Raw genomic sequence first — 24,170 nt, forward strand, 5'->3', positions numbered from 1 at the left:
CCGCGATGGTGCTGGGAATCATGACGAAGCAACTGCTGACGCGGCACTAGCGGGGGCCCCGGCCGGGGCCTCCGCCGCGGCGGCGCGCCACAGCGGCAGCGCGCACAAGGCGACGGCGAGCACACCGGCCGCGCCGCAGCCGATCACGATGTGGCGCGGCTCGAAGCGGTCGACCAGCACGCCGCCGGCCGCGTAGCCGAGGAGGTTCGCCGCGTTGATCACCGCGCCGAACCGGGCGAAGAACTTCCCGCGCAGGGCCGCCGGCACCCGCCGGGCCGCGATCACGCCGAGGAAGTTGTTCTCCGCGCCGTTGGTCGCGCCGCCGAGCAGCCACAGCGGATACAACATCACCACCATCGCCGCGAAGCCCGACGTCAGGACGATGAGGCCGGTGCCGAGGTGCATCACCACCAGCAGTCGGCCGAGCGTGGCGTCGGTGCGGGCGCGCGCCGCGGCGAGCCAGCCTCCGGCCAGCATGCCCGCCGTCCACGCCCCCTCGACGAACCCGAACTCGGCCGGGCTGCCGCCGAGCGTATCGCGGATGAAGAACACGCCCACGACCATGTCGACGTTCACCGTGAGCACCAGGGCGCCGATCATGACCGTCAGCGCCAGCAGCATGCGGTCGTCGCGGATCTTCCATTCCCGGCTATGGGCGGCTGCCCGCTCCTGCGCCGAGACCCGCCTCCTGGTGCGGAGCAGCAGCCCTGCGGCGACCACGGCCAGGTAGGTGACCGCGTCGATGAGCAGTGGGGTCCGCAGCCCGAACGCACCGACCAGGACGCCAGCGAGCGCCGGTCCTGCGAGCGACCCCACCGAGTTCGCGGTCTGCCCGATCGCCATCGCCCGCCCGATCCCGTCCGGCCCGGCCATCTCCGGCAGGAGCGCGCTGAACGTTGGCGTGGTGATCGCCACCCCGGACGCGAGCACCGTGACCAGCCCGACGAGCACCCAGACGTTCGTGGTGAGCGCCATCGCGGCGCAACTGGCGGCCTGCCCTAGCCCGACCACGGTGAGCAGGATCCGGCTGTCGACTCGGTCGACCAGCCTGCCGACCAGCGGCGCGAGCGCGACGACCGGCAGCACCGAGGCGATGAGCACGGCGGCGATCGCGATACCGCCGGCACCGCGCTCCTGGAGGGCCAGCAGCAGCGCGGTGGCTGCCATGAAGTCCCCCAGGAACGACACGCCGCGCGCCACGGCGAGCAGGTAGACGTCGCGGGCAGATGTGAAGTACATACTTCGAAAATAATCCTTCACATCACACCGGCGCAAGCCCTCGATTCGTGCTCGGAAGTGCTCAGGCCCGCGGGAACACCCGGTACGTCACGTCGACAAAGCGGGCCTCCGGCGGGGCATCGGTGCGGTTGCGCCGGGCGTACGGCTCCAGGATGCCCAGCACCCTGTCGTTGAGCTGCTGCAACTCTTCGGCGGTGACGTTGAGCTGTACGCCGGCGGAAGTGGCGGCGAGGTGCCACTCGTAGGGCTCGTCGTCCTGCCGGTCCAGCCAGGACCGGGCCCGCGCGTCTTCCAGGTCCATGTACATCTCGGTCAGTTCGCGGCTGGCCACCCGCTCGGCCGCCTGCCACTCCGGGCCGGTCTCCACCCGCAGCCCCCGGTGGCGGCTCTGCCAGACCCGCTCCCGCCCGTCTCCGCGGCTGGGTGCCTCTTCGATCAAACCAACCTTGGCGAGGGCCCGCAGGTGGTAGCTGGTCGCGCTGGGCGACAACCCGCACACCTCGGCCAACTCGGTCGCGGTCGCCGTCTCCCCGGTGAACAACCGCTCGATGATCGCGATGCGCGCCGGGTGCGACAACGCCCGCATCGTCTTGGCGTCCCGCACCGTCGCCCGCCGCGGATCCAGCCGCGGAGCAGTCTCGTCACCCACGCCCACAGCGTATTTCGCCGCCACCGAGATGCCCCGCCGGCCCGCGAACCCCCCACGACCGCGAGCCACACCCAGCCACACCCGCCCACACCCGGCGCGGCGCGGCGGCGAGGGGCCGGGACGTGACGCGAGCCCGACGGCGACCAAGGTGGTGGTCCGCCCAGCGTCGGCGCAGAGCACACCAACGCCGCCAAGCACGTGGCGCTCTGGCGAGCGAAGCGCAGCCAGTGCCGAAGCGAAGCGAGGCATGGGGGGTGCGGGGTGGGAACCCCCCGCCCGGAGCGAGCGAAGCGAGCGGGAAGAACCAACTCCACCACAACGGCGAACAGGCGCAGCCTGTGAACAGACTGCGCCCATTGGTGGAGTTGAGGGGACTCGAACCCCTGACCCCCTCGATGCGAACAAGGCTCGGCGCGACACATTCATGTGCGATGAGGCAAAAGCACTGCCCAGGGGCATGCTCTCGCGGCAGTTGGGCGCATCTGACATCGGCTGGGGTTAGCTGGCCACTCCCACTCCCGCTCCCACTCCATCGGTGGGGGCGCTGGGTTGGTAACGATCGCCAGCACGCGCCCCAAGCCTGTGCCCGTACGTTCAGCAGGGGTCAGGACAGGCCGTGGGCTGCGGGCGCCGGCCGCACCGGACGCGCCCGGACGCCAGCGAACGAGACCACACCTGAGACCAGGCCGGCGGGCAGCTAGATCCGGCTGTCAGGCTTCCAGCTAGATCTTGGCAACCTGTCGCGTGGCTTGTCGTGCCAGATCTGGTGTGCTGCGATAATCGCGCCGTGACGACTCCCCAACCGCAGGTCGACCTAAACGTGCCAGACCGGTTCGAAGGGCTGCGAGAGGCCGGCAGCGGCACCCTGCGGACCATCATCGTGCCGGTGGAGGATGCGCTTGACAGCATCGACCTCCGGTTCGCCGACATGCAGGCCGCCCGTCGAGGCGCACTCATGATCCTGCGAGGGGAAACCGGGGCTGGCAAGTCCACGTTCCTGGATACCGTCGGGCTGTTCCGAAGTGGCGTGGTCACGGAGCCAATCCCTTCGTCGGACGACGTTTCGACCGCACTAGCACAGATTGGTCGGTCCACGAGCCCGCGAATCATCGTACTGGAGGGCCGCGAGGCGCTTGGGGAGGTTTCTGCGACCGCGATGGAAGCAGCAATGCACTCCATCAATGCTTTCGTACGCTCGCCTTCTGGCATCAACACGTTGGTCGTTTGGCCTACGAACACTGACGATCTGACTAAAATGTTGGTCGACTTCGCCAAGAAGCTCGGCGGTGAGTCGCTCCTCGGCGTCGATGAGCCCTTCGTAACCTTTTCGGGTCCAGCCAAGAGTGACTTTGTCCTGATTGCCGAGCGGACGATCACGGCCCTCAACGAAGGTGCCTCACTGGCTGCACTGGGAATCTCCGATGAGCGGGCAGTCGAATTGGCTGCAAAGGCAGAAACAATCGGCAATTACCTCGCGCTGATTCGTAAGGACTTGGTGGCTAACAGTGCGCGGGTGAAGAAGCTCCTCCGGGCGGAGCGGTTCCGGCTGTGGACTCTCGTCATCGCTGGCAACGAGCCTGAAGGGGACGTCGCGGCGCTAACGCGCGGCGGTTTCGCCGCCGCCGATATCGATCGTTTGATGACTTCAACAGGCGCGAACGTGGTCGCCGACCTTAAGAACTACCCAGACCAGCTAGGCATTCTGGGCACTGTACTCGACGCTCGGATTGTGTATCTCGACATGCTTGCTGCCCTTGCGATTGCGCGAGAATATGGCGGGCCAGAGCTTCATCAGTTGATGAAAGGTCTGAATATGTCAACCAGCGCGGATAGCAGGGCCGCCGATCGACTGAGGTCCAGTGAACTCGGCTTGCTGATTTCTGGCAAGTCCCTCGGAACGCGCCGTGTGGGAGGAAAGGCTGGCGACAACACGCAAGCGGCGTTCAAGAACTTGGCGCAGATTGCCCGCGACAATGATGGGCTCCTCAATCGGGCTATCGGAAAGGGGCTAGTCGAGGTTGAGCTTGTGAACGGCTTTGAAACTGAGCGCGGCCTTGGCACTGCGTTGAAGTTCAATAGCGATATCTACTGCGAACCGAATGATGGCGGGCCGATTCGAATTGAAGTGATGTGGCGGACCAAAGCTGGTCGTGCGGACATCGCAAACTATGTGCTTACAAAACTCGGGAACTACGGGAAAGCCATCGGCCTGCTTAAGAATTAGAGTTGATAGCGTGCACGACAAAGGCCCCCGCCAAGAGTTTTCCTTGGTCGGGGGCCTTCCGTTGTGCAAGAGCGAGCGCTCAGTAGTTCCGCCATCGACGTGACGACAGACGGGTTACATGCTCAAGTTGCCGCCGGTCGTGCGACCACGCTCCGAGCGTCCGCCTCGTTGACGAAGTCCCAGGGAGCCGAGTGTCCGTCCGAACCGCCCTCGGCGACGTCCGCTCAAAAGGCGAAGGTGGCTCGCGGCTGAGGGCACCGCCGCAGTGTGAGGCTAGCCGCCGGAGGGGGGAGCTAAACCATTCTGCGCAAGCATCGCCTCGAATTCAATCTCCATCCGAGACACGCGTTCGGCGTACCGCTCTTGGTTCTCCGCAACATGATGACGGAGAGTTTCAATTTCCGACACTAGCTCCACGACTTCAGCCCTGTGCTCGTGAATACGTCGACGCGTATCGCCAATGCCCGCGAGTAGCGAACTGCACGCAGGGCACTCTGGATGCCCCAGACGCATGATCCGCTCCACCTGAGAGTCGAGGGTACGCTCATTGCTTGTTAGACTGCGATCGAGAAACGCAATCCTCCGACGCACCCTCCCGAGCATTCGAATGGATTTCCAGCGGTAGACCAAATCCTCACGTGATCTTGCCGCAATTACGAGCGTAACGAATGCACGCGCGTACGAACGAAGCACAAATTCTGCGAACGCACTAAAGAGAAGTGCACTAAGTCCAGCTGATATCGAAAAATCGATTACCTCGTCCCAGCCCTGCCAAACAGCCCGCCCGGCCAATGCCCGAAAACATGCAGGCACAGCAAACGCATAGCCGAGCAGAGGAACGCTCCAGATCAATCCCTGGAAAGCCTTATACCACCGATTTTCACCCGGAGTCCATCGAGCCATAACCGCACGGGCCTCGACAACTATGGCCAATGCAATGACGGGCATCGTCTGCGCGCTGGTGGACCAGTAGTCAGGTTGAATCATGGGACTCCTCGATGCGTCACCCAAGCTCGCCCACAGTACAGTTGGGCCGCAAGACCCAACGCCACTAGGCTGCCGCGCGGCCGTCAGAGCAAGAGGAAGGCCATGCTGCGGGACGCGGACGACTGGGTACGACGGAGTTGGCGGCTGGGAGTACAGCAGAGAAGTGCAGCAGCCGCACCTACCGGACCGACCCGCGCGCACTCGTCGCACGCCGCCTGACTTCGACTAACACCTCAACAGACCGCCTCGCCGACAGTTCACACCGAAAAGGCCGTCCTCGGCATGCGGCTCGCCCCCTCTCTCAGCCCATGTCGGGCTACTGACGTGGTTGGCGCGTCGGGCGGCGGGAAGTCGGTTGATCGCTTCGCTTCAGCGTCAGGCATCCGGCCTCCGGAGAGCGTGAAGATCGCGGCGAGGGTTGGCCCGTTGACGTGCAGGAAAACCCTTGCGGACCTTGCTCATATCGGTTCGGTGGCGCGCCGGTGGCGTGATCATGCCTACGTACCCGTGGGCTGGCACCGCCTGTCGGCCCTTAGCTTGCCCCCGGGTGACGCCTATCTGTCGACGGACGGGCGGCGCTACCTCGACCCGGGGTTTCCACGCGCTGGGGCGTTCACCGAAGCAGTGCCCTGTGCGACGCTTCCGCATTTGGGGGCAGCCTCGGTCCCCCTATTCCGGGCGCAAACTATCCATGCGTCTTCAAGGCGGCCTTCGGCCGCTGCGCGCCCGCTCGGGGACTCACCGCGCCTTGCCGCTTCACTCACGGCGCGGCGGCCCCCGGCGTACGCGCGCCCTCGGCCGGACACTACGAAGCCCCGGACAAGTCGGCCTGACAAGCCCGGGGCGGCCTCTAGTCTTAGGCCGGAATTACTGCGAACCTCCGTCTAGTCTGTGGCCGGAAGTGCGTTCGGCGGTTCGGACTGGTGGTATACCCGTCGTAGCCAAGCGGCCCTTTTTTTGGGATCGGTAGTGATTAGACCGTAGATACGGTCCTCTAATGCTGGCAATCCCAGAATCAGGAGTTGTGAGGGGGCTACCGGGACAAACGGCCCCAGAATTTCAGACCATTCCCGAGTATTCTTTCCCTTTACTATCCACGCATCTAGAAACTCATGCCACCACTCGTCGGTGTTGGTCTTGATAGCGTGATGTATTAGCCGTCGCTGGGTGTCATCGATTCTGTCGGCTATGATCAAGTAGAATTCGTCGTCGTCACTCACGGCGGTCTCCCCGGTCGTCTCCAAACGACTCGACGATAGCCTGGGTACTACCTGTGTCGATTAGCGTCTCCGGTGAGGAAGCATCTAGAGTGGTGGCACCCAAGGGGCGTATCGCGATCAACTCTGTTCGCTCACTCTCACTGCTTCCGAGCGTAATCTTGCGAATTGTTGCGTACTCAGTGCCCGAGATCTGCGTCAACATCAGCTTTGAAGGATCGATCAGCGTGATCACGAAAACCCCCGCAATCAAAGCTACGAACATAACTGCAGCAAAGAGAATGAGCCACGGTATTAGCCATGTAGCGGTTTTGGTCGACGCAAGTACCGCAGAGCCGGAGACGACGGCCGCGAGTAGCAAACCTAGAACGGTTGCATAGAAACCGAGAACCGTTCGGGGATTTATCGTCTGCCGACCGCGGACTGCTTCGGTCACCTCTTTCAGCATCGCACCTCGCTTAAGCCTGGCCTTTGATATGACGACGTCCGCTGCCTCTGTCGGGTGCGAAGTGCATGCCAACGAACTTTCAGAAGTTCGACGCTTGATACTACCGGTTGGTCTTCAGGTATAGCAGCCCGCCACCCTTCGAGGCTGCATGCGACGGCCCGGTTTGTCGTGGGGTCATTGTCGGCGGTGCGCATACTCTTCCTGCCTCCGGCGGCTAGGGCCTCCGGCCCTGCACGCCGGGCAGTGCGCCTCCGGCGGCCAGGGCATCCCGCCCTGGACCCGGCGCTCCGGGAAGACGCTGAGGCGGCGTACGGTCGCCCGACCCGGTGATGACGACCAATTCGGCCAAGTACCAATAGCAGGAGAATTCCTGGGGACGATCTTGCAGCCCAGGCCCATCGACACCCCGTCAGACCCAGCATCAGAACGACCGTGAGCAGCAACAACGCGGTTCGCGCAGGCCGCCAAGATCGACGGACGTTATTCACACCGAAGAGGTCGTCCCGGGCATGCGCCACCTCTCTCAGCCCGTGTCGGGCTACTGGCGTGGCGCGCTCGGACACCACCGCTGGCGCGCGTGGGGCCAGATCGGGGCCGGGGGTGCGGGTAAACCCGAGAGGTGGTCACTTCCGGCGATCGAACTACAGCGAGCGTGTCATTCGACCAGCGGCAGACGGGTGGCATCCGGCCAGGGCGGGCCGTACTCCTCGACCGAGGATGCCCGTCCTGGTCGACGTTGCCGGCGCGATGCCCGGCATGCCACTTCCGCCGTGGCCCGCGGCGCTGCTGGGAGAACCAACCTACGAGCCGCCAACCGGGCGGGGGCGACCACGGATCAACGCGGACGTGCCGTTGGCATCCTGGCTGCCGGTGCTGCCCGGTCTCACGCCGCACCTGCGCCATGGCCATGAGACGTGGATGGATGAGGCAGCGATTCCCTACGTGCTGCAATCCGAACGGATGGGTCACGAGGTTCCCGGCATGCGGGGTGTCTACGGCCACGTGAGCGCCACCATGCGCGCCGCTCTGGTGGCTGCGCTTCAGGCCATGTGGGAGGCGTCGCTGGCCGCGCGAGCGGCGCTGTCGCCACGGTCTGCGGTGGGAGTGCTCGACGGGCTTCTCGTGCCCTTCGGGCGGTCAAGACGAGCAGTGCTCCACCGCGCCGCTCCCAACCGACTCCCAAATTCGGACACGTAACGGATAGAAGCCCCGGCCGCTCTTGCGGCCGGGGCTTCTGACGTGCTGTTTTGCCTGTGGAGTTGAGGGGACTCGAACCCCTGACCCCCTCGATGCGAACGAGGTGCGCTACCAGACTGCGCCACAACCCCAACCGGTCTGCCGAAGCGGACCGGCGCTAAGAGTAACAGGTCCGTTGTCGGGTGCGCGAATCAGATCACTGGCCCGACGCTCGTGTGTCGTAAGGGCGGCCACGCAGGGCCGATATGCGCGCCGCCTCGCGGCGGGCTCGGTCGCGTTCGGCCAGTTGGCGTGCCAGAGCCTCGCGCCGCGCCGCGGCGCGGCGGAGCTGTTCGCGGCGGACCTGGGCCTGGCGGCGGGCGATCCACGCCGCGTACCGCGCCTCGTCGCGGCGGCGCCGGCGGTCGCGCAGGGCGCGGTTGCGCAGGTGCGCCAGGTAGGCGACGAGGAGCAGGCCGGTGACCGCGAAGCCCACCCAGAAGCCGGGACTGACGAGCGTGACGCCGCACAGCTCGACCATGTTGAGCAGGACCAGCGCGAGCAGCACCCGGCGGCGCCGGTACATCGCGCGCGGGGCGCGGTGGACCCGGCGGCGGGCCGACGGAGGTACCGGGGTCAGGGAGCGGCGCGGCGGCGGCAGCGGGCCGGGGGCGGACGAGACCCGCGGCACCAGCAGGCGGGGCGGGTTGACCGGGCGGCGGCCGGGCACGGTGCGACGGCGCCGGTCCGCGCGGGACAGCACCCGCGCGGTCGACAACGCCCGCTCCGCCACCAGCCGCTCTGTAGCGTCGTATCGGCGCACCAGTGCGGGCGCCAGGGCGAGGAGCCCAGCAGCGGCAAGGACGGCGAGGAGCACCGAGGTCGGCACCCTCACCCCTCCTAATCCAGCCTCTCGCGCCGGTCCGCCGGGCGCGCGAGTCATCCAAGTCTGTGGAAGTTACAACGCGGTAACTCCGACTCATGACCATACGTCGCGCGGCGCGTTTTACCACGTCAACACGCAGGACGAAACGCCCGTTCGCGCGGGCTCGACATAGCCGAAATGTCGGAGAAATCGGCCGACGGGGGAACCCGCCCGGATTAGGCGTTGGCCGAGGACTTGTGCCAGCGTTCCAGCAGGCCGCGCTCGTTCGCCAGGTCCTCCGTGGTCATGGCGTAGCCGAGGTGGTCGCGCCAGTCGCCGTCGATGTGGAGGTACCGGTGGTGGTAGGCCTCCTGGCGGAACCCCAGCTTCTCGACGACCCGGCGGCTCGCCAGGTTGTCGGGGCGGATGTTCACCTCGATCCGGTGCAGCCCGCCGACGCTGAACGCGTGGTCGACCACCAGCGCGAGGGCGGTGGGAATGATGCCCTTGCCGGCGAATCGGGAGTCGACCCAGTATCCGGCGTACCCGGAGCAGAACGCCCGCCGCACGATGTTGCCCAGCGTGAGCTGCCCGACGAGCTGGTCGGCGTAGCAGACCGCGAAGGGCATCGCGGTGCCGCGGCGGGCGGCGCGGCGCAGGTCGGCGTGCACGGCGCGAAAGGCGGCCACGGAGTTGAGCTCATACCAGGTCCCGTACGGGGTCGGCTCCCACTTGCCGAGCCACTGCTCGTTGGCCCGCCGCACCTCGGACCAGGCGCGCGCGTCGGAGCGGCGGTACGGGCGCAACATGACCGGACCGTCGCTGAGGACTGCGGGCCATCCTGGCTGACTCATCGCCGCCTATCCAAGAGTATGACGTCCACGGTGGAGCCTGCGGCCGCGCTGATGACCTTCTCGCCAAGCACCATCAGGCCGTTGGCCTCGGCAAGACCGGAGAGGGTGTACGGGCCACCGGCCAGCGGAGCGACAGTGTACCCGCCGCCGCGGCGTTCCGTGATGTACGCCGGCCGGAACTCGCGCATCCCGGAGGGCGAGTTGACGGTTTCCAGCAGGTGGGCGCGGACGCTCGGGCGGAAGACCGGGTCGGCGCCGGCGAGCAGCTGGATGACCGGGCGGGCGAGCACCTCGAAGCCGATGAGCGCGGCGCCGGGGTCGCCGGGCAGGCAGACGATCGGCACGCCGTTGGGGCCGCCGACGTTGCCGTAGCCGAGGGACGAGCACGGGTACACCGAGAGGTCGGAGAACACGACCGTGCGCGAGAGGATGCGGCGGACCATGTCGCCGGGGCCGGTGCCGGTCCCGCCGGTGGTGATGATCAGGTCGGCGCGCAGCAACTGGTCGTCGAGCAGGCCGCGCAGGCCCTCGGGGTCGTCGTCGCAGATGCCGACGCGGTATGCGTGGGCGCCCGCCTCGGCCGCCGCGGCGGTGAGGGCGTGGGAGTTGGCGTCGACGACCTGGCCCGGCTGGCTGGCCCGGCCGACGTCGACGAGTTCGTCGCCGGTGGCGATGACCACGACGCGAGGGCTGGGGCGGACCACGACGTGGCCGATGCCGCTGGCGGCGAGGACCGAGACCAGCGGCGGGGTGACGTAGGCCCCGGCGCGGGCCAGGACGGCGCCCGCGGGCAGCTCGTCGCCGGCGCGGCGCACGCCGTGGCCGCGCTTGGTCGGGTGGTACACCTCGACCGCGGCCATCCCCTGGTCGGTCATGCCGGGCGGCACGACGACGTCGGCGGAGACCGGCATGAGCGCCCCGGCGGCGACCGAGAAGCATGTGCCGGGGGTGAGGCGGACCGGGCGCCAGCTCGAGGCCACCAGGTCGCCGACGACGCTCAGCCGGACCGGGCGGCCCGGCTGGGCGTCGGTGATGTCGTCGAAGCGCGCCGCGTACCCGTCGATCGCGGCGTGGTCGAACGCGGGCACGGGGCCCGGCCCGACCACGTCCTCGGCGAGCACGTTGCCGTGCGCGGCGGTGATCTCCAGGTCCAGCGGGGGCAACGGGCGCAGCCCACGGAGCACGCCGGCGAGGTAGTCGGCGAGGGGGACGCGCGCGTTCGACCCGACGCCGGCGTCGCGCGCCGCGTCGTGGTGTGAGCCCGTCGCTGGAACCGCTGTCACCCGCGCATGTCCTTCTCCACGAACTGGGTCAGCCACTGGCTGAACGCCTTGCCGAGGTCGTCGCGCTTCACCGCGAGCTGGACGACCGTCTGCAGATACCCCAGCGGCATGCCGGTGTCGTACCGGGTGCCCCGGTAGACGATGCCGTGCACGGGGGTCCCCTCCGCGAGCAGCAGCGCCATCGCGTCGGTGAGCTGGATCTCCCCGCCGGCGCCGGGGCCGATGCGGCGGATCGCGTCGAAGATCTCGGGGGGCAGCACGTATCGCCCGACGATGGCGAGGTTGCTCGGCGCCTCCTCGGGCTTGGGCTTCTCGACCAGCGCGGTGACCTTCACCGTCTCGCCGGCCTCGACTTTGTGGTCGGAGGGTTCGACGGCGGCGATGCCGTAGCGGTTGGTCTCCTCGGGGTCGACCTCGATGAATGCCAGGACGATGCCGCCCGTCTGCGCCTGCAGGTCGAGCATCGCCGGGAGCAGCGGCTCGGCCTCGTCGACGAACTCGTCGCCGAGCAGCACCGCGAAGGCCTCGTTGCCAACGTGCGACTCGCCGTACGAAACGGCATGCCCCAGCCCGAGCGGCTCACCCTGCCGGCAGGTGTAAATTTCGGCCAGCTCGGACGGGCGCTTGATCGCCTCGAGGCGCTTGGCGTCGCCCTTCTCGGCGAGCCGTGCCTCCAGGTCGGGGCGGCGGTCGAAGTGATCGACCATGGAGGTCTTGCCGCGCCCGGTCACCAGGAGGATGTCCCTGATGCCGGAGGCGGCCGCCTCCTCGACGATGTACTGCAGCACCGGCCGGTCGACCACCGGGAGCAGCTCCTTGGGTACGGCCTTCGTCGCCGGGAGGAAGCGGGTGGCAAGTCCCGCCGCCGGGATCACGGCTTTGACCGCCCGCTGGCGCGTCGCGGACTGGTGAGGAGTCGTGTCAGGCATGTAGAAAGGCTAGCCGCCGCGGCTCTGTCGCGGTGGTTGCGCCGCCTTTGGCGCGCCGGGCGTCACCTCGGCGCTCGCCTTCCCGCTGGTCAAGCCGGCCGCCAGCCGATATCTGTCCCGACCTCCCGCCTTGGCCGCATACAGGGCGTCGTCGGCGGCCTCGAGCACCGCCGGGCCGGTGTTCCCGTGGTGCGGAAATACCGCGATGCCGATCGATACCGTGACCGGGATCCGGCGGGGCGGCTGGCCGGCGCTCGACGACACCACGAGGACCGGGGCCCGGCGCACGGCCGTGCCCAGCCGCTCGGCGAGCACCGTGGCGCCGCTCGCGTCGGTCTCGGGCAGCAGTACCACGAACTCCTCCCCGCCCTGCCGGAACGCGAAGTCGACCTCGCGGATCTCCGCGCGCAGCCGGCGGGCGAACTCGGCCAGCACCGCGTCGCCGGCCGCGTGCCCGTGGGTGTCGTTGACCTCCTTGAAGTGGTCGAGGTCGAGCGCGAGCACGGCCAGCGCGCGGCCGAACCGGCTGGCCCGCTCGACCTCCCGGCGCAGCGACTCGCGCAGGTAGCGGTAGTTGGACAGGCCGGTCAGCGGGTCGGTGAGCGACAGGCGCTGCGCCTCCTCGTGCACCCGGACGTTGTCGACGGCGACGGCGGCCTGCCCGGCGAAGGTGCGCAGGGTGATCAGGTCGGCGTCGTCGAACTCGTCGAAGCCGTGCCGGTCGTAGAGGGCGAGCACGCCGCGGGCGGCCGGCGGCCGCTCCGGCTGCACCTCCAACCCGGCTGGCCGTGAGCGCCTGGACGTACCCCTGCATCTCCCGCGTCATGCGATTGAACGTCTGCCCGAGCCGGCCGACCTCGTCCTGGCTGCGCACCGGCACCCGGGCGCCGAGATCCCCGTCGGCGACCCGCTCGACGGCCTGCGCGAGCTCGCCGCGAAGGCCGAGGACGTCGGGGCGGCACAGTCGGCCCACGGCCGGGCCGGCAGGTCGCCCGCCGAGGTGAGCACGCTGCCGTCGGCCCGGGTCACCCCCACCGCGCGGGCCAGGCCCCGGCCGACGGCGGTCTGCGCCGCGTCGGGCCGGTCGCCGAGCAGCGCGGCGGCCTCGGCGGCGAGGCGCAGCCGCTGGCAGGTGACGGCGAGGGCGGCGCGCAGGTTGTCGGAGGCGGCGTCGAGCCGCTCGGAGGCGCGCTGGTCGCTCACGGCGGCGACGGCGATCCCGACGAAGACCGCGCCGAGCAGCACCGGCCCCAGCACGACGGCGAGGAAGGCCACGGTGAGCCGCGCGCGCAGCGTCACGTCCGTCCTCCAGAAGCTCGCGGTTGATGCGATGCTGTCACAGTTGAGGAGGAATCGAGTGGCGCTGCCCGGGGTGTCCCCCAAATCCGAGCTCAGGGCGCACATCAGGTCCGTCCGCCGGGCCATGCCGGGCCCCGTTCGGGCGATCGCGGACCGTTCACTGGCCCTCGCGGCCGCCGATCTGGTACGGCAGGCGCAGGCCCGCACGGTCGCCGCCTACGTCCCGCTGGAGTTCGAGCCCGGCGGCGCGGAGCTGGTCCCGGCCCTGGCCGCCGCGGCCGATCGCCTGCTGCTGCCCGTCCTGCTGGACGACAACGATCTGGACTGGGCCGTTCACCCCGGGCGCCCAGGGCACCCTGGGCACTTCGCCCCCGGCCGCTTCGGCCTGCTGCAACCGACCGGCCCTCGGCTGGGCCGCGAGGCGATCGGCGAGGCGGACCTCGTCCTGCTGCCAGGGCTCGCCGTCTCGGATGACGGGACGCGGCTGGGCCAGGGCGGGGGCTCCTACGACCGGGTCCTGCGACGGGTGCGGGCCCCGACGGTCGTGCTGCTCTACCCGGGCGAGTTCCGTGGCGATCTTCCGGCCGAGGCGCACGACCAGCGCGTCTGCGGGGCGCTGGAAGGTTATGACACCGCGCACGTCCACTGGACGAAGGGGTGCCCGATGCCGCAACATTGGCACTCGAAGTATCGGAGTGCCAATGATGGAGGCTGAGCGGTGCCTACCTACCAGTACGCCTGCACGGAGTGCGGACACCAGCTGGAAGCTGTGCAGTCGTTCACCGACGAGCCGCTGACCGTGTGCCCGCAGTGCGAGGGCCGGCTGCGCAAGCAGTTCTCGGCGGTGGGTGTCGTGTTCAAGGGCTCCGGGTTCTACCGCAACGACTCGCGCTCGCCGGCCAAGTCGGCCTCCGCGGGCTCGTCGACCAAGACGGAGACCAAGGCCGAATCGACGACCGAGTCGAAGACCGAGACCAAGACGGAGTCGAAGCCGGCGGCGAGCACCTCCTCGTCGAGCTCGTCCTCCTCGTCGTCCTCCGCGGCCTGAGCCGAAGACGCAGAGCGCCCGGTCCCCCGTGGGGGCCGGGCGCTTCGTGCTGCTGGTGTGCGGTCAGTCCCAGTGGGGCGGCCGGTCGGCGAGCAGGCGGTCGTCGTTGGTCGACGCGCGCTCGCCCCAGCCCGAGTCCGTGTCGTCGGTCGTGTGGTCCGGAAGCACGACCAGCTCGTCGGCGAAGTCCTCGAAGCTCACTTCACGCTGCTCATCGGTGGGAGCCCACCCGTTCGTACCTGCCACGGCTGCGAGCCTACCTCTGGCAGTTTGCGGGAAAGTGGCCGAATGGCGACAGTCGCCTTCGCGGTACACCGGTCACACTCGGCGGCATGACAGAACCCACCCCCCAGCCGGCGTACGACGCTCCCCTCGGCGAGGCGCCGGCGGACGACCAGGACACCCAGCGCCTGGACAAGCCGGACCTCGACGCCACCCGACCGATGTCGCTCGCCGAGCTGCGTGAGCTGAACCTCGACTGACCCGGGCTGACCCCGGACTGAGCACCGACCGGCGGTCCGGGTGGGTCCCCGCCTGCCCGGACCCACCCGGACCCACCCGGGCCGAGGCCGCGCCCGCGATGCGCCGCGCGTGCGGTGGGTAATGTCGTTGGCGTGAGCGACGACGCGTACTGGCGACGCCCGGCGGAGGGCGCCGAGGCGCCCCCTCCCACGCCCGCCGCCCCGCCGAGCGTCCCCTACACCGGCGCTCCGCGCAGCACCCCGCCCCCGCACGGCTGGCGCCCGCCCGTCGTCGAGAGCCCGGCCCCGCCGCGCAAGTTGCCGGGCCAGGACGTCGAGCGCATCGAGCGCGAGGAGCAGGCCGCCACGATCCTGACGAAGGGCATGGGCCTCTTCGCCGGCGCGGTCCTGATCGTCCTGCTCCTCATCCTCTGCGGCCGAGTGCTGTTCTAGGCCGGTCCGGGCCGGCTCCAGGCCGGCCCGGACCGGCTCAGAAGCCCGACCAGGCCATGTGCGCGCCGCTGTCGCCGGTGCGGTAGCAGTAGTACATCGAGGCCCCGGACAGCACGACCGCGAGCACGGCGGCCGCCCAGTGGGCCGCGGACGGGGCCTTGATCCAGACGCGGCCGCCGGCGGTCGCCGGGATCATGAATGCCATCACCAGCGCCACCAAGGTCAGCAGGAACACGAACAGGAACAGCCTGTCGGCGTAGACCTCGTGCTGGGCGATCAGGGCCTTCATCTGCGGCGCCTGGAAGGCCCGGTTGGCGCTGAAAGTTTCGCCGGACTCCTTCGCGAAGAAGGTCGCGCCCGGTGCGGCCAGCGCGAACACCACCAGCGGCCACCGGGTGTGCCGGCGGCTCGCGGGCCAGACCGCGTACAGGACCGCGGTCAGCACCAGCAGCGGCACCAGGACCACCGCCGCATGGATGTACAGCGGATGGGCCGGAATGCCAAGGACACGATCGAACACGGGGCCTCCTCGTCCAGTTGCGATCCTCCCCGCGGATGATTACTCACGGGGAGGGTCCCAGGTTCAAGAGCCTGGAAACATTTGAACGGTTCCAGGCTGCGTGGTCTCATTGAAGCTGTGTCGGGTGAAGATCTGCTGCGCGCCCGGGGTCTGCGTGTGACGCGACCCCGGCTGGCCGTGCTGGAGGTCCTCGAGCGTTCCCGCGGCCATCTCGACGTCGAGCAGATCGCGGCCCGGGTGCGCCAGCGCCTGGACACGGTCTCGACCCAGGCGGTGTATGACGTGCTCAGTGCCCTGTCCCGGGCCGGCCTGGCCCGGCGGATCGAGCCGGCCGGCAGCCCGGCGCGATACGAGTCGCGGGTCGGTGACAACCACCACCACGTCGTCTGCCGGGGCTGCGGTGAGATCGCCGACGTCGACTGCACGGTCGGCGACGCGCCCTGCCTGACCCCGTCGCAGGCGCACGGCTTCGTCCTGGATGAGGCGGAGGTCACATTCTGGGGCCTGTGCCCCGCCTGCCAGCTCAAACGCGACGAAGAAATGCAGTGACGGACGCCGGCCTGTTCGGTCCGGACTCGATCACCTGGCGCGTGCACCGCGAGCCGATCGTCTCCGTCGGCGGCCTGCGCAGCCTCTACCTGCAGGCCCTGCACCCGCGGGCGGTCGCCGGCGTGGAGCAGAACAGCCGGTACCGCCAGGACCCCTGGGGCCGGCTGGCGCGGACCTCGACGTACGTGACCACCGTGATCTACGGCACGACCGAGGAGGCGCAGCGGGCCGGCGCCCGGGTCCGCCGCTTGCACGCCCGGATGACCGCCGTGGACCGGCGCACCGGCGAGCGGTTCCGGGTCGACGATCCCGAACTGCTGCGCTGGGTGCACGTCACCGAGGTCGAGTCCTTCCTGACCGCCGCGCGGCGCGGCGGGCTGCGGCTCACCCCGGCGGAGGCCGACGAGTACTACGGCGAGCAGACCCGCACCGCCGCGCTCGTCGGGCTCGACCCGGCGACCGTGCCCGACTCGGTGGCGGCCGTCGAGGACTACTACACGCAGATGCGCCCGTCGCTCGAGCTCACCGCCGACTCGGCCGCCACCGGGCTGTTCCTGACCATGCCGCCGCTGCCGTACGGGCTGGGCCTCACCCCGGTGCGCGGCGCGGCGTTCGGCGTGTCGGCGCTCGCGATCGGGCTGCTGCCGGCGTGGGCACGCAAGCTGTACGGGCTGCCCGGCCTGCCCGCCACCGACCGCATCGCCTCGGTGAACGCCCTGGTCCTGGGCCGGTTGCTGGGCTCGGTGCCGGTCGAGTGGATCGAGTCCCCGGCCCGCAAGCGGGCGATGAAGCGGCTGGGCCTGCGCAACTAACCGCCCGCCGGGCGCGTTCATCCCGGCGTGACCAGGTGGCTGCCAGCGCTCACGGTCGCGGCCGCGCTGATGTACGCCGTCGGCGAGGCGGGCTTCCCGGCCCGGGCGCCCGCGTTCTTCGGCGCGATCACGGCGTACTACACCTGGTCGAGCCGCTCGGTGCTCTACGCGTCGGCGCTGACCATGCCGCTCGTCGCGGTGCTCGTCCAGGTGCTGCGGCACTCCCCCGAGTCGGCCCGCATCCAGTCCGGGCGGCACGGCGTCGGGCCGGCCCCGGACTACTGGGATCCGGCCCGGCTCGCCGCCAACGACCTGACGATCTACGAGCCGACGCCGGACCGGCTGCGCTGGCGGTGGGACCGGCGGGTGCGCTGGATCCTGATCGACCGGGCGCAGGGGCGCGAGTCCCCGCGCCTGGCGGACCTGGCGACGTGCGCCTGGTCCGCCGGCGACGTGGTGCTCTACCGCCTGCGCCCGCCCGGTCAGCGGGCCGTGCAGGTGAGCGTGGCCGGTGCGGTGTTGGTGCCCGAGTAGCTGGCGCTGAACCCGGGCGCGACGGACGCCGCCGGCGCGACGGCGCCGTTGTAGTCGGCGTTCTTCACGGTCACCGCCGCGGCGGACTGGCTGAACACTCCGGACCAGCCGTTGGTGACCTTCTGGTTGCCGGGGAAGGTGAAGGTCACGGTCCAGCCGGTGAGTGCCGTGGTCCCGGTGTTGGTGACCGTGATCTCGCCGTTGAAGCCGTCGCCCCACTGGTTGGTCACCTTGTAGGTGGCCGAGCACGACGGGGTGCTCGACCCGCCGGTCGTGGTCACCGACACCGGGTCGGACTGCACCGACAGGTTGCCGGCCGCGTCCTTGGCCCGCACCGCGAACTGGTACGCCGTGCTCGGGGTCAGCCCGGTGACGCTCGCCGAGGTGCCGGTCGCGGTGGCCACCACGACCGGGCCGCCCGTGCCGCCGAGGCGCAGCACGTCGTACCCGGTGACGCCCACGTTGTCGGTGGAGGCGGTCCAGGACAGCGTGACGCCGGTCGAGGTGATCCCGGACGCGACCGGGGTGCCGGGCTTGGTCGGCGGGGTGACGTCCCCGGTCTGCGCCGCCGTGGTGAAGGTCCCGGCCGGCGAGGCGGCCGAGACGTTGCCGGCGGCGTCGAACGCGACGACGGTGAACGAGTACGCGGTCGACGGGGTCAGCCCGGTGATCGCCAGCGACGTCGTGGCGCTCGTGCCGACCAGCCGGCCGTCCGAGGCGTACACGTTGTAGCCGGTCACGCCGACGTTGTCGGTGGACGCGGCCCAGCTCGCGGTCGCCCCGGTCGCGGTGATGCTGGTGAACGCCGGCTTGCCGGGCGCGGTGGGCGGGGTGGTGTCGGCCGGGCCGGTGCCCGGCGCGTCGCCCCAGACCTTCGTGGCTCCGTCGAACAGCGTCATGCGGCTGTTCGCGGCCTGGGTCGTGGACCCGGGCAGCGACCAGTCGTTGGACGGGTCCCAGGTGCCGGCCGAGGTGATGCGGAACTGCACCTCGCGCCGCCACGCGGACTGCCCGGCCGGCGCGATCGTCTGGCCGGCGCAGCTCACGGTCACGTAGTAGATGTTGCCGCTGAGCTGCGTGGGGCCGGTCGGCGCGGAGCACTGGTTGTACGCGCTGGACAGCGTGATCTGGCTCGGGGTGGTGGCGCCGTCGAGCGTGAAGTAGTACCGGAACGAGCCCTGGGTCAACGCCCGCGCCGGCCACGCCGACTTGTTGTAGACCAGCGCCTTGACCTCGGTGAAGTTCGCGCCGGTGGCGTTGATCGAGGATTCGATGTACATCTCGGGGCCGTCCGGCGTCTCCGCGGCCGGGAAGTTCGCCAGGGCCGTGCCGCCGAACTCGTTGTACATGCGGACCAGGGCGCTGGTGAAGCCGGCGTTGTAGTCGGTGGCGACCTCGTTCATCACGTAGTCCTGCCGGCTGTCGGTGTAGGCGTCGTTCGGCGACGACGGGCCGCCGACGAGCGCGCCGTACAGGATGTGCCGCGACTGCGCCGGTTCCTGGATGTTGTCCGTCCACGAGCCGTGCGCGGTGCGGTGGTGGGGGTTCTTCGGCGGGTTGGCGCCGAACCCGATCACGTAGCTCGAGCTGCGCGGGTTGTCGCCGAGGATGTAGTTGATCTGGCGCACGCCGAAGTCGTGGTACCGCGCCTTGCGGGTGGCGTCGGTGAGCCAGTCGCTGTAGAGCAGCGCCGCGAAGGACGTGTTGGCGGCGTACCGCAGCGATCCCCAGCTGTCGAGGACGGCCTCGCCGCCGGGGGACGTCGGCACCTTCTGGCCGTTGACGCCCACGGTCCAGTAGTCCAGCCAGCGGTTGGCGTCGTCGACGTAGCGCTGCTTGCCGGTGAGGCGGGCGAGCAGCACGTAGCAGCCGTACGACTTGTCGTCCCAGGCGATCGTCCACTTGTAGGACTTCGTCGTCGTCTGGTTCTCGTTGCTGAGGTTGTCGTAGCCGGTCTCGGCCTTGGCCAGGTACGTGGCGTCGTTCGTGGCCCGGTAGAGCCAGATCGCGCCCCAGACCAGCTCGTCGTTGTAGCCGCTCCACGACTTGTAGTAGCTCGCCGCGTCGGTGATGCAGTCCGAGTACGCCTTCCGGACCGTGTCGGCGAACGTGTACAGCTGCTTGGCGTGCGTGACGAGCTTGTCGGCGTAGGCCGGGTCGGTCGGCCGCAGCACGATCGAGGAGGCGGCCATCGCGGCCGCCGTCTCGCCGGCCAGGTCCGAGCCGCCGCAGGTGGCATCGATCTTGTACGCCGGGCGCGCCATCGGCAGCACCTCGGCCGGCCCCCACCAGGCGTGGTCCGCGTTGCCGTTGCCGACCTGCCCGTAGAGCACGTTGGCGCTGGGGTGCGCCTTGATGAAGTAGTCGTTGACGAACCTCAGGTTGTTCAGCAGGTAGGGCAGCTGGCCCGACCGGGTGTAGGCGTCGCGGTACTCCACCGCGCCCCAGGCCAGCATCGTGGTCGAGAACGCCATCGGGAGCCCGAACTTCACGTGGTCGCCGGCGTCGAACCAGCCGCCGGTGAGGTCCACGCCGACGTCCTGGCCGTCCTTCAGCGCGGAGTCACCGCGCCAGCCGACCCGGCTCCAGGACGGCTTCGGGCCCGACTGCTGCGCCTCGTAGAACCAGATCGACTTCTGCAGCGCCTCGGCGTAGTTGAACGCTGACGCTGCGTGTGCGGCCGGTTGATGTACTGCTGCCCCGAGCGCCGCGGCCGCGGCCATACCCATGGCCACGACAGCGCTCAGTATCCTGCTACGCATCGACTTCCCTCCCTGCGGCGGCTGGTCGGATTGAACCCGCCGCCGCGCCGGTTGTGGAGAGGAAGCCCGCATGGCGCGCCTATCGACGCAGGTCGGCACCTGAAAGTTGCACGCCGGATACCGCGTTGGCACTGTGTGTCAATATCGCTCTTGAGTGCCAAGTTCGGCAGCGTGGGCCTAGAATGATGCGGTGAGCCTCGCGGAGCGCAAACGCCAGCTCGTCCGGGACGAGCTGGCCGAGGCCGCCCTCAGGCTCGTGGCCTACCAGGGCTTCGAGGAGACGACGATCGACCAGATGGCCGCGGCGGCGGGCGTGTCGCGGCGCACGTTCTTCCGATACTTCCAGTCCAAGGAAGACGTCATCATCGAGTTCCTCAGCGACCTCGGCCGGCAGTTGAGCGCCGCGCTGCAGGCCCGCCCGGCTCACGAGGCACCGCAGGTCGCCGTCCGGCAGGCCCTGCGCGTCTTCACGGACAAGTTCTGGGAGCACCCGGAGAAGTCCCGCCGCCTGGCGCGGGTGACGGTCGAGACGCCGGCGCTGCTGGCGCGCTACCTGGAGCGCCAGGTCTCGTGGCGGGCCGCGCTCACCGCGGAGCTGGCCCGGCGCACGGGCGCCGACCCGGCGCGCGACCTGCGCCCGTCGATCGTGGTGGCGGTGGCGTTCGCCGCGTTCGACACCGCCCTGACCCGCTGGGTGACGCCGGACTCGGACGAGGACCTCAACGCCCTGGTCGACGCCTGCTTCGCCGAGGCCTTCCGGCAAGCGCAACCCTAGTGGCGCGCTCCGGGGAGCCCCCGAGGAGCAGATTTCGAGGCAGATTCAGGCGGTGCGGGCCGGGTGGTTCGGCGGGAGGGCGCACGCGGCCGTGCCGCCGGGCATCCGGTGGCGGTTGCGGGCGACCCAGCGGTACACCGGCCAGGCGAGCGCGGTGATCGGGCGCAGGCCCAGGACGGCGCCGGCGGCGCGCCAGACCAGGCCGGCGCGGCGCAGCAGGTCGGCGATCGCGGCGGGGCCGGCGGTGGCCCGCCCCGGCGCCACGTAGTACACCGCGGAGCTCACCTGCGCCTCGGTCAGGCCCAGCGCATCGAGGTCGGCGAACTGCCAGGCCATGACATCCGCGTCAGGCTTGATGCGATGCTCTACGAACCGGGCGCATGATGAACAGAAGGCACAGTCACCGTCGAACACGAAGGTCGGGCGTTCCACCCGTCCATCATCGCGCAGCCGGGTGAGCCGGCGGGGGTGAGCCCCGACACCGGTTGGGAATGCAGGTAAGGGGTATGTGGTTATGACGGTGCATACCCGATGCGACGCCATGAAGGATCGGAGCTGAAGCATGGCAACCGTAGAGCTGACCGCGGAGAACTTCGCTGAGAAGATCGGCGGCGAGGGCATCACCCTCGTGGACTTCTGGGCCTCCTGGTGCGGGCCGTGCCGGATGTTCGCGCCGGTCTACGAGCGGGTGTCGGAGCTCAACCCCGACATCACGTTCGGCAAGGTCGACACCGAGGCGGAGCAGCTGCTCGCGGCCGAGTTCAACATCCGGTCGATCCCGACGCTGATGATCGTCCGCGACGGCGTGGCGCTGTACTCCGAGCCCGGCGCGCTGCCGCAGCAGGCCCTCGAGTCGCTGATCCAGCAGGCGCGGGACCTCGACATGGACGAGGTGCGCGCCAAGGTCGCCGAGGCACAGGCGGCCGAGAAGGGTGAGGCCGCCGAGAGTGAGGCGGTCAAGGACGAGCCCGCCGAGGATGATTCGGACGACAGCGTAGTCAAGGCATAACGCCTGGTAGTACACCGCCGAGCTTCCTTGAATTCCGTTCGTACGCGTGTTCGAATTGACCCGTGCGATGGGACAACCTCAAGGCGACTGGCGGTCCTGGCACCGGTGACCCCGGGCAGCCGCGAGTGCTTCCGCTCGCCCTGCCCGGGGCCGTCGCCCGGACCTTCGACACGCCCGAGTTCCGCGGCGTCACCTTCTACGAGGTCCAGGCCAAATCCCTGATCAACCGGGTGCCCGGCGCGTCCCGCGTGCCGTTCGAGTGGACGCTCAACCCCTATCGCGGCTGCTCGCACGCCTGCGTGTACTGCCTGACCGGCGACACCGAGATCCTGATGGCCGACGGCAGCACCCGGCCGCTGGCCGGCCTGCGGGTCGGCGACGAGATCGTCGGCACCGTGCGGGACGGGCGGTTGCGGCGATACACGACGACCCGGGTCCTCGCGCACTGGTCGACCGTCAAGCCCGCCCATCGGGTGACGCTCGCCGACGGCACCACGCTGGTGGCCTCGGGCGAGCACCGGTTCCTCACCGACCGCGGCTGGAAGCACGTCACCGGCACCCGGCACGGCCGCAGCCGCCGGCCGCATCTGACCACCGCCAACCGCCTCGCCGGCTTCGGGGCGCTGCCGAGCGCGGCGCCGGCGCTGTCGCCGGCGTATCGGCGCGGATACCTGTGTGGCTTCGTCAACGGCGACGGGCACGTCTCGCCGGTGCCGGGGGCGGCACTGGAGCGCGCCCACGAATACGCGGCGGCGTGCGGGGGGCTGCACGCGCTGGCCGGCGAGGGGGACGCCGAGCGCGAGTTCGCCGGCGCCAGCGTCCGCGACGCGAGCGCGGTGCTCGACTGGCCGCAGATGCCGGAGCGGGACTGGCGGCTGGGTTTCGTCGCCGGGTTGTATGACGCGGACGGCGGGCTGGCGGGCGGGCTGCCCCGGTTCAACGCCGTCGACAAGGTGGTCGTCGACTGGCTCGTGGAGTGCCTGACGGTGCTCGGCTTCGCCGCCGTTGTCGACGAGCCGTGCGCCGGGCCGGGCGGGGTCCGGGTGCTGGGCGGGACCCGGGAGCGGGTGCGGTTCGGGCTGATGTTCGGGCCGGCGACCGCGACCGGCACGGCCGCCGGTGACCTGGTGCGCGGCGACGACGCGCTGCGGGTCGTGAGCGTGGAGCCGCTCGGGGTCGAGGCCCCGATGTACGACATCACGACCGGCACCGGCGACTTCATCGCCAACGGCGTGGTCAGCCACAACTGCTTCGCCCGGCGCACACACACCTACCTGGACCTCGACGCCGGCCACGACTTCGACACCCAGATCGTGGTCAAGGTCAACGCCGGCGAGGTGCTGCGGCGGGAGCTGTCGGCCCGCGGCTGGACGGGCGCGCACCTCGCGATGGGCACCAACGTCGACTGCTACCAGCGGGCCGAGGGGCGGTATCGCCTGATGCGCGAGATCCTCGCCGCGCTGCGCGACCACGCCAACCCGTTCTCGATCCTGACCAAGGGCACGCTCATCACCCGCGACCTCGACCTGCTGCGCCAGGCCGCCGAGGTCACGTCGGTGAGCCTGTCGATGTCGGTCGGGTTCGTCGACGAGGCCCTCTGGCGCTCGGTCGAGCCCGGCACCCCGAGCCCCCTGCGCCGCCTCGACGCGATCCGCCGGCTGAGCGACGGCGGCTTCCGGGTCGGCGTGCTGATGGCCCCGATCCTGCCCGGCCTGACCGACACCCCCGAGTCCATCGACGCCACGGTCGGCGCCCTGGCCGCGGCGGGCGCGGTGAGCATCGTGCCGCTGGTGCTGCACCTGCGGCCGGGGGCGCGGGAGTGGTATCGCGCGTGGCTGCTGCGGGAGCATCCGGAGCTGGGGCCGCGATATCGGGAGCTGTACGGGGACGGGTCGTATGCGCCGCAGTCCTACCAGCGCGAGGTCGCCGCGCGGGTCCGGCTGGCGGCGCGCCGGCACGGGCTGCGCACGGGCGGCACGGGCACGACGCGGGGCGTGAACGCACCGAAGGACGCGCTGCAGGACGCACCGAAGCGGACGTCGGCGGCGGGCGAGCAGTTGACGCTGCTCTGAGCGGG

General features: G+C 69.8%; 24 protein-coding genes, 2 tRNA genes and 1 pseudogene. 12 read left to right on the top strand and 15 right to left on the bottom strand.

What is annotated here, in order from left to right; translation table 11 throughout:
• Positions 1-18: 18 nt before the first annotated feature.
• The 3 genes from ACGFI8_RS05425 to ACGFI8_RS05435 all read right to left on the bottom strand — a co-directional run bounded on the left by ACGFI8_RS05425 (position 19) and on the right by ACGFI8_RS05435 (position 2,407).
• Positions 19-1,239 (bottom strand): MFS transporter, encoded by a 1,221-nt coding sequence (locus ACGFI8_RS05425; protein WP_392800344.1) that lies wholly within the window; start codon positions 1,237-1,239, stop codon positions 19-21.
• 61 nt (positions 1,240-1,300) lie between these two features.
• On the bottom strand, positions 1,301-1,888 hold the full coding sequence (locus ACGFI8_RS05430) for an ArsR/SmtB family transcription factor (protein ID WP_392800347.1): 588 nt from the start codon (positions 1,886-1,888) through the stop codon (positions 1,301-1,303).
• Between the two features lie 357 nt (positions 1,889-2,245).
• Positions 2,246-2,407 (bottom strand) — tRNA-Ser (locus ACGFI8_RS05435).
• Between the two features lie 268 nt (positions 2,408-2,675).
• On the opposite strand from ACGFI8_RS05435, the gene ACGFI8_RS05440 reads away from it, so the two are divergent.
• Positions 2,676-4,112, top strand: a complete 1,437-nt coding sequence (locus ACGFI8_RS05440) for a hypothetical protein (protein ID WP_392800350.1) — start codon at positions 2,676-2,678, stop codon at positions 4,110-4,112.
• A gap of 273 nt (positions 4,113-4,385) precedes the next feature.
• Here ACGFI8_RS05440 and ACGFI8_RS05445 read toward each other — a convergent pair whose 3' ends face one another.
• Together ACGFI8_RS05445 and ACGFI8_RS05450 are read right to left on the bottom strand one after the other, a co-directional pair.
• Positions 4,386-5,099: a hypothetical protein gene (locus ACGFI8_RS05445; RefSeq protein WP_392800353.1), complete on the bottom strand. Its 714-nt coding sequence runs from the start codon at positions 5,097-5,099 to the stop codon at positions 4,386-4,388.
• A 1,212-nt stretch (positions 5,100-6,311) separates the two neighbouring features.
• Positions 6,312-6,764: a hypothetical protein gene (locus ACGFI8_RS05450; protein ID WP_392800355.1), complete on the bottom strand. Its 453-nt coding sequence runs from the start codon at positions 6,762-6,764 to the stop codon at positions 6,312-6,314.
• Positions 6,765-7,481: 717 nt separating this feature from the next.
• Here ACGFI8_RS05450 and ACGFI8_RS05455 point away from each other — a divergent pair.
• On the top strand, positions 7,482-7,961 hold the full coding sequence (locus tag ACGFI8_RS05455; RefSeq protein WP_392800357.1) for a hypothetical protein: 480 nt from the start codon (positions 7,482-7,484) through the stop codon (positions 7,959-7,961).
• A gap of 57 nt (positions 7,962-8,018) precedes the next feature.
• Here the strand turns inward: ACGFI8_RS05455 and ACGFI8_RS05460 are convergent.
• The 6 genes and pseudogenes from ACGFI8_RS05460 to ACGFI8_RS05485 all read right to left on the bottom strand — a co-directional run bounded on the left by ACGFI8_RS05460 (position 8,019) and on the right by ACGFI8_RS05485 (position 13,170).
• Positions 8,019-8,092 (bottom strand) — tRNA-Ala (locus tag ACGFI8_RS05460).
• 65 nt (positions 8,093-8,157) lie between these two features.
• Positions 8,158-8,835 (bottom strand): hypothetical protein, encoded by a 678-nt coding sequence (locus tag ACGFI8_RS05465; protein WP_392800360.1) that lies wholly within the window; start codon positions 8,833-8,835, stop codon positions 8,158-8,160.
• A 206-nt stretch (positions 8,836-9,041) separates the two neighbouring features.
• Positions 9,042-9,659, bottom strand: a complete 618-nt coding sequence (locus ACGFI8_RS05470) for a GNAT family N-acetyltransferase (RefSeq protein ID WP_392800362.1) — start codon at positions 9,657-9,659, stop codon at positions 9,042-9,044.
• Positions 9,656-10,942, bottom strand: coding sequence for a gephyrin-like molybdotransferase Glp (gene glp, locus ACGFI8_RS05475; RefSeq protein ID WP_392800365.1), 1,287 nt, complete (start codon positions 10,940-10,942; stop codon positions 9,656-9,658). The genes ACGFI8_RS05470 and glp overlap by 4 nt, the downstream gene beginning before the upstream one ends.
• Positions 10,939-11,871, bottom strand: a complete 933-nt coding sequence (locus tag ACGFI8_RS05480; protein ID WP_392800367.1) for a UTP--glucose-1-phosphate uridylyltransferase — start codon at positions 11,869-11,871, stop codon at positions 10,939-10,941. The genes glp and ACGFI8_RS05480 overlap by 4 nt, the downstream gene beginning before the upstream one ends.
• Before the next feature lie 9 nt (positions 11,872-11,880).
• Positions 11,881-13,170, bottom strand: a pseudogene (locus ACGFI8_RS05485) (diguanylate cyclase).
• A gap of 58 nt (positions 13,171-13,228) precedes the next feature.
• On the opposite strand from ACGFI8_RS05485, the gene ACGFI8_RS05490 reads away from it, so the two are divergent.
• The gene (locus tag ACGFI8_RS05490) at positions 13,229-13,885 is read left to right on the top strand and encodes a 5-formyltetrahydrofolate cyclo-ligase (RefSeq protein ID WP_392800369.1); all 657 of its coding nucleotides are present in this window, start codon (positions 13,229-13,231) and stop codon (positions 13,883-13,885) included.
• Positions 13,886-13,888: 3 nt separating this feature from the next.
• Positions 13,889-14,218: an FmdB family zinc ribbon protein gene (locus ACGFI8_RS05495; protein ID WP_392800371.1), complete on the top strand. Its 330-nt coding sequence runs from the start codon at positions 13,889-13,891 to the stop codon at positions 14,216-14,218.
• Between the two features lie 63 nt (positions 14,219-14,281).
• On the opposite strand, the gene ACGFI8_RS05500 is transcribed toward ACGFI8_RS05495, so the two are convergent.
• Positions 14,282-14,464: a hypothetical protein gene (locus tag ACGFI8_RS05500; protein ID WP_392800373.1), complete on the bottom strand. Its 183-nt coding sequence runs from the start codon at positions 14,462-14,464 to the stop codon at positions 14,282-14,284.
• An 86-nt stretch (positions 14,465-14,550) separates the two neighbouring features.
• Here ACGFI8_RS05500 and ACGFI8_RS05505 point away from each other — a divergent pair, with 86 nt between their 5' ends.
• Together ACGFI8_RS05505 and ACGFI8_RS05510 are read left to right on the top strand one after the other, a co-directional pair.
• Positions 14,551-14,700, top strand: coding sequence for a hypothetical protein (locus ACGFI8_RS05505; protein ID WP_392800376.1), 150 nt, complete (start codon positions 14,551-14,553; stop codon positions 14,698-14,700).
• Positions 14,701-14,832: 132 nt separating this feature from the next.
• A complete protein-coding gene (locus ACGFI8_RS05510; RefSeq protein WP_392800379.1) occupies positions 14,833-15,132 on the top strand; it encodes a translation initiation factor 2 in 300 nt (99 codons plus the stop codon).
• A 37-nt stretch (positions 15,133-15,169) separates the two neighbouring features.
• Here ACGFI8_RS05510 and ACGFI8_RS05515 read toward each other — a convergent pair whose 3' ends face one another.
• Positions 15,170-15,652, bottom strand: coding sequence for a hypothetical protein (locus tag ACGFI8_RS05515; RefSeq protein ID WP_392800381.1), 483 nt, complete (start codon positions 15,650-15,652; stop codon positions 15,170-15,172).
• 117 nt (positions 15,653-15,769) lie between these two features.
• Here ACGFI8_RS05515 and ACGFI8_RS05520 point away from each other — a divergent pair, with 117 nt between their 5' ends.
• The 3 genes from ACGFI8_RS05520 to ACGFI8_RS05530 are packed head-to-tail and all read left to right on the top strand — an operon-like array spanning position 15,770 to position 17,547.
• Positions 15,770-16,201, top strand: coding sequence for a Fur family transcriptional regulator (locus ACGFI8_RS05520; protein ID WP_392800384.1), 432 nt, complete (start codon positions 15,770-15,772; stop codon positions 16,199-16,201).
• The gene (locus tag ACGFI8_RS05525) at positions 16,198-17,013 is read left to right on the top strand and encodes an oxygenase MpaB family protein (protein ID WP_392800387.1); all 816 of its coding nucleotides are present in this window, start codon (positions 16,198-16,200) and stop codon (positions 17,011-17,013) included. The genes ACGFI8_RS05520 and ACGFI8_RS05525 overlap by 4 nt, the downstream gene beginning before the upstream one ends.
• A gap of 27 nt (positions 17,014-17,040) precedes the next feature.
• A complete protein-coding gene (locus ACGFI8_RS05530) occupies positions 17,041-17,547 on the top strand; it encodes a hypothetical protein (RefSeq protein WP_392800389.1) in 507 nt (168 codons plus the stop codon).
• Here the strand turns inward: ACGFI8_RS05530 and ACGFI8_RS05535 are convergent.
• On the bottom strand, positions 17,496-20,309 hold the full coding sequence (locus tag ACGFI8_RS05535) for a glycoside hydrolase family 9 protein (RefSeq protein ID WP_392800391.1): 2,814 nt from the start codon (positions 20,307-20,309) through the stop codon (positions 17,496-17,498). The two genes, ACGFI8_RS05530 and ACGFI8_RS05535, sit on opposite strands and share 52 nt — an antisense overlap.
• A 190-nt stretch (positions 20,310-20,499) precedes the next feature.
• Between ACGFI8_RS05535 and ACGFI8_RS05540 the strand changes: the two genes are divergently transcribed.
• Positions 20,500-21,084 (top strand): TetR family transcriptional regulator, encoded by a 585-nt coding sequence (locus ACGFI8_RS05540; protein WP_392800394.1) that lies wholly within the window; start codon positions 20,500-20,502, stop codon positions 21,082-21,084.
• Between the two features lie 45 nt (positions 21,085-21,129).
• Here ACGFI8_RS05540 and ACGFI8_RS05545 read toward each other — a convergent pair whose 3' ends face one another.
• Entirely contained in the window at positions 21,130-21,516 is a 387-nt protein-coding gene (locus tag ACGFI8_RS05545; protein ID WP_392800396.1) for a thiol-disulfide oxidoreductase DCC family protein, read from the bottom strand.
• Between the two features lie 130 nt (positions 21,517-21,646).
• Between ACGFI8_RS05545 and trxA the strand changes: the two genes are divergently transcribed.
• Together trxA and ACGFI8_RS05555 are read left to right on the top strand one after the other, a co-directional pair.
• The gene (gene trxA, locus ACGFI8_RS05550) at positions 21,647-22,093 is read left to right on the top strand and encodes a thioredoxin (protein ID WP_392800399.1); all 447 of its coding nucleotides are present in this window, start codon (positions 21,647-21,649) and stop codon (positions 22,091-22,093) included.
• Between the two features lie 62 nt (positions 22,094-22,155).
• Complete coding sequence (locus ACGFI8_RS05555) at positions 22,156-24,165, top strand: intein-containing Rv2578c family radical SAM protein (protein ID WP_392800402.1); 2,010 nt, start codon at positions 22,156-22,158, stop codon at positions 24,163-24,165.
• Positions 24,166-24,170: the final 5 nt, after the last annotated feature.

The organism is Dactylosporangium sp. NPDC048998 (assembly GCF_043197855.1).
Lineage (GTDB): Bacteria > Actinomycetota > Actinomycetes > Mycobacteriales > Micromonosporaceae > Dactylosporangium.

What these genes read in the sequence shown, in the direction of transcription:
- ACGFI8_RS05455 (WP_392800357.1), top strand. Translation starts at nt 7,482, where the DNA reads ATGCCCGTCCTGGTCGACGTTGCCGGCGCGATGCCCGGCATGCCACTT.
- ACGFI8_RS05505 (WP_392800376.1), top strand. Translation starts at nt 14,551, where the DNA reads ATGACAGAACCCACCCCCCAGCCGGCGTACGACGCTCCCCTCGGCGAG.
- trxA (WP_392800399.1), top strand. Translation starts at nt 21,647, where the DNA reads ATGGCAACCGTAGAGCTGACCGCGGAGAACTTCGCTGAGAAGATCGGC.
- ACGFI8_RS05445 (WP_392800353.1), bottom strand. Translation starts at nt 5,099, where the DNA reads ATGATTCAACCTGACTACTGGTCCACCAGCGCGCAGACGATGCCCGTC.
- ACGFI8_RS05425 (WP_392800344.1), bottom strand. Translation starts at nt 1,239, where the DNA reads ATGTACTTCACATCTGCCCGCGACGTCTACCTGCTCGCCGTGGCGCGC.
- ACGFI8_RS05450 (WP_392800355.1), bottom strand. Translation starts at nt 6,764, where the DNA reads ATGCTGAAAGAGGTGACCGAAGCAGTCCGCGGTCGGCAGACGATAAAT.
- ACGFI8_RS05480 (WP_392800367.1), bottom strand. Translation starts at nt 11,871, where the DNA reads ATGCCTGACACGACTCCTCACCAGTCCGCGACGCGCCAGCGGGCGGTC.
- ACGFI8_RS05470 (WP_392800362.1), bottom strand. Translation starts at nt 9,659, where the DNA reads ATGAGTCAGCCAGGATGGCCCGCAGTCCTCAGCGACGGTCCGGTCATG.
- ACGFI8_RS05535 (WP_392800391.1), bottom strand. Translation starts at nt 20,309, where the DNA reads ATGCGTAGCAGGATACTGAGCGCTGTCGTGGCCATGGGTATGGCCGCG.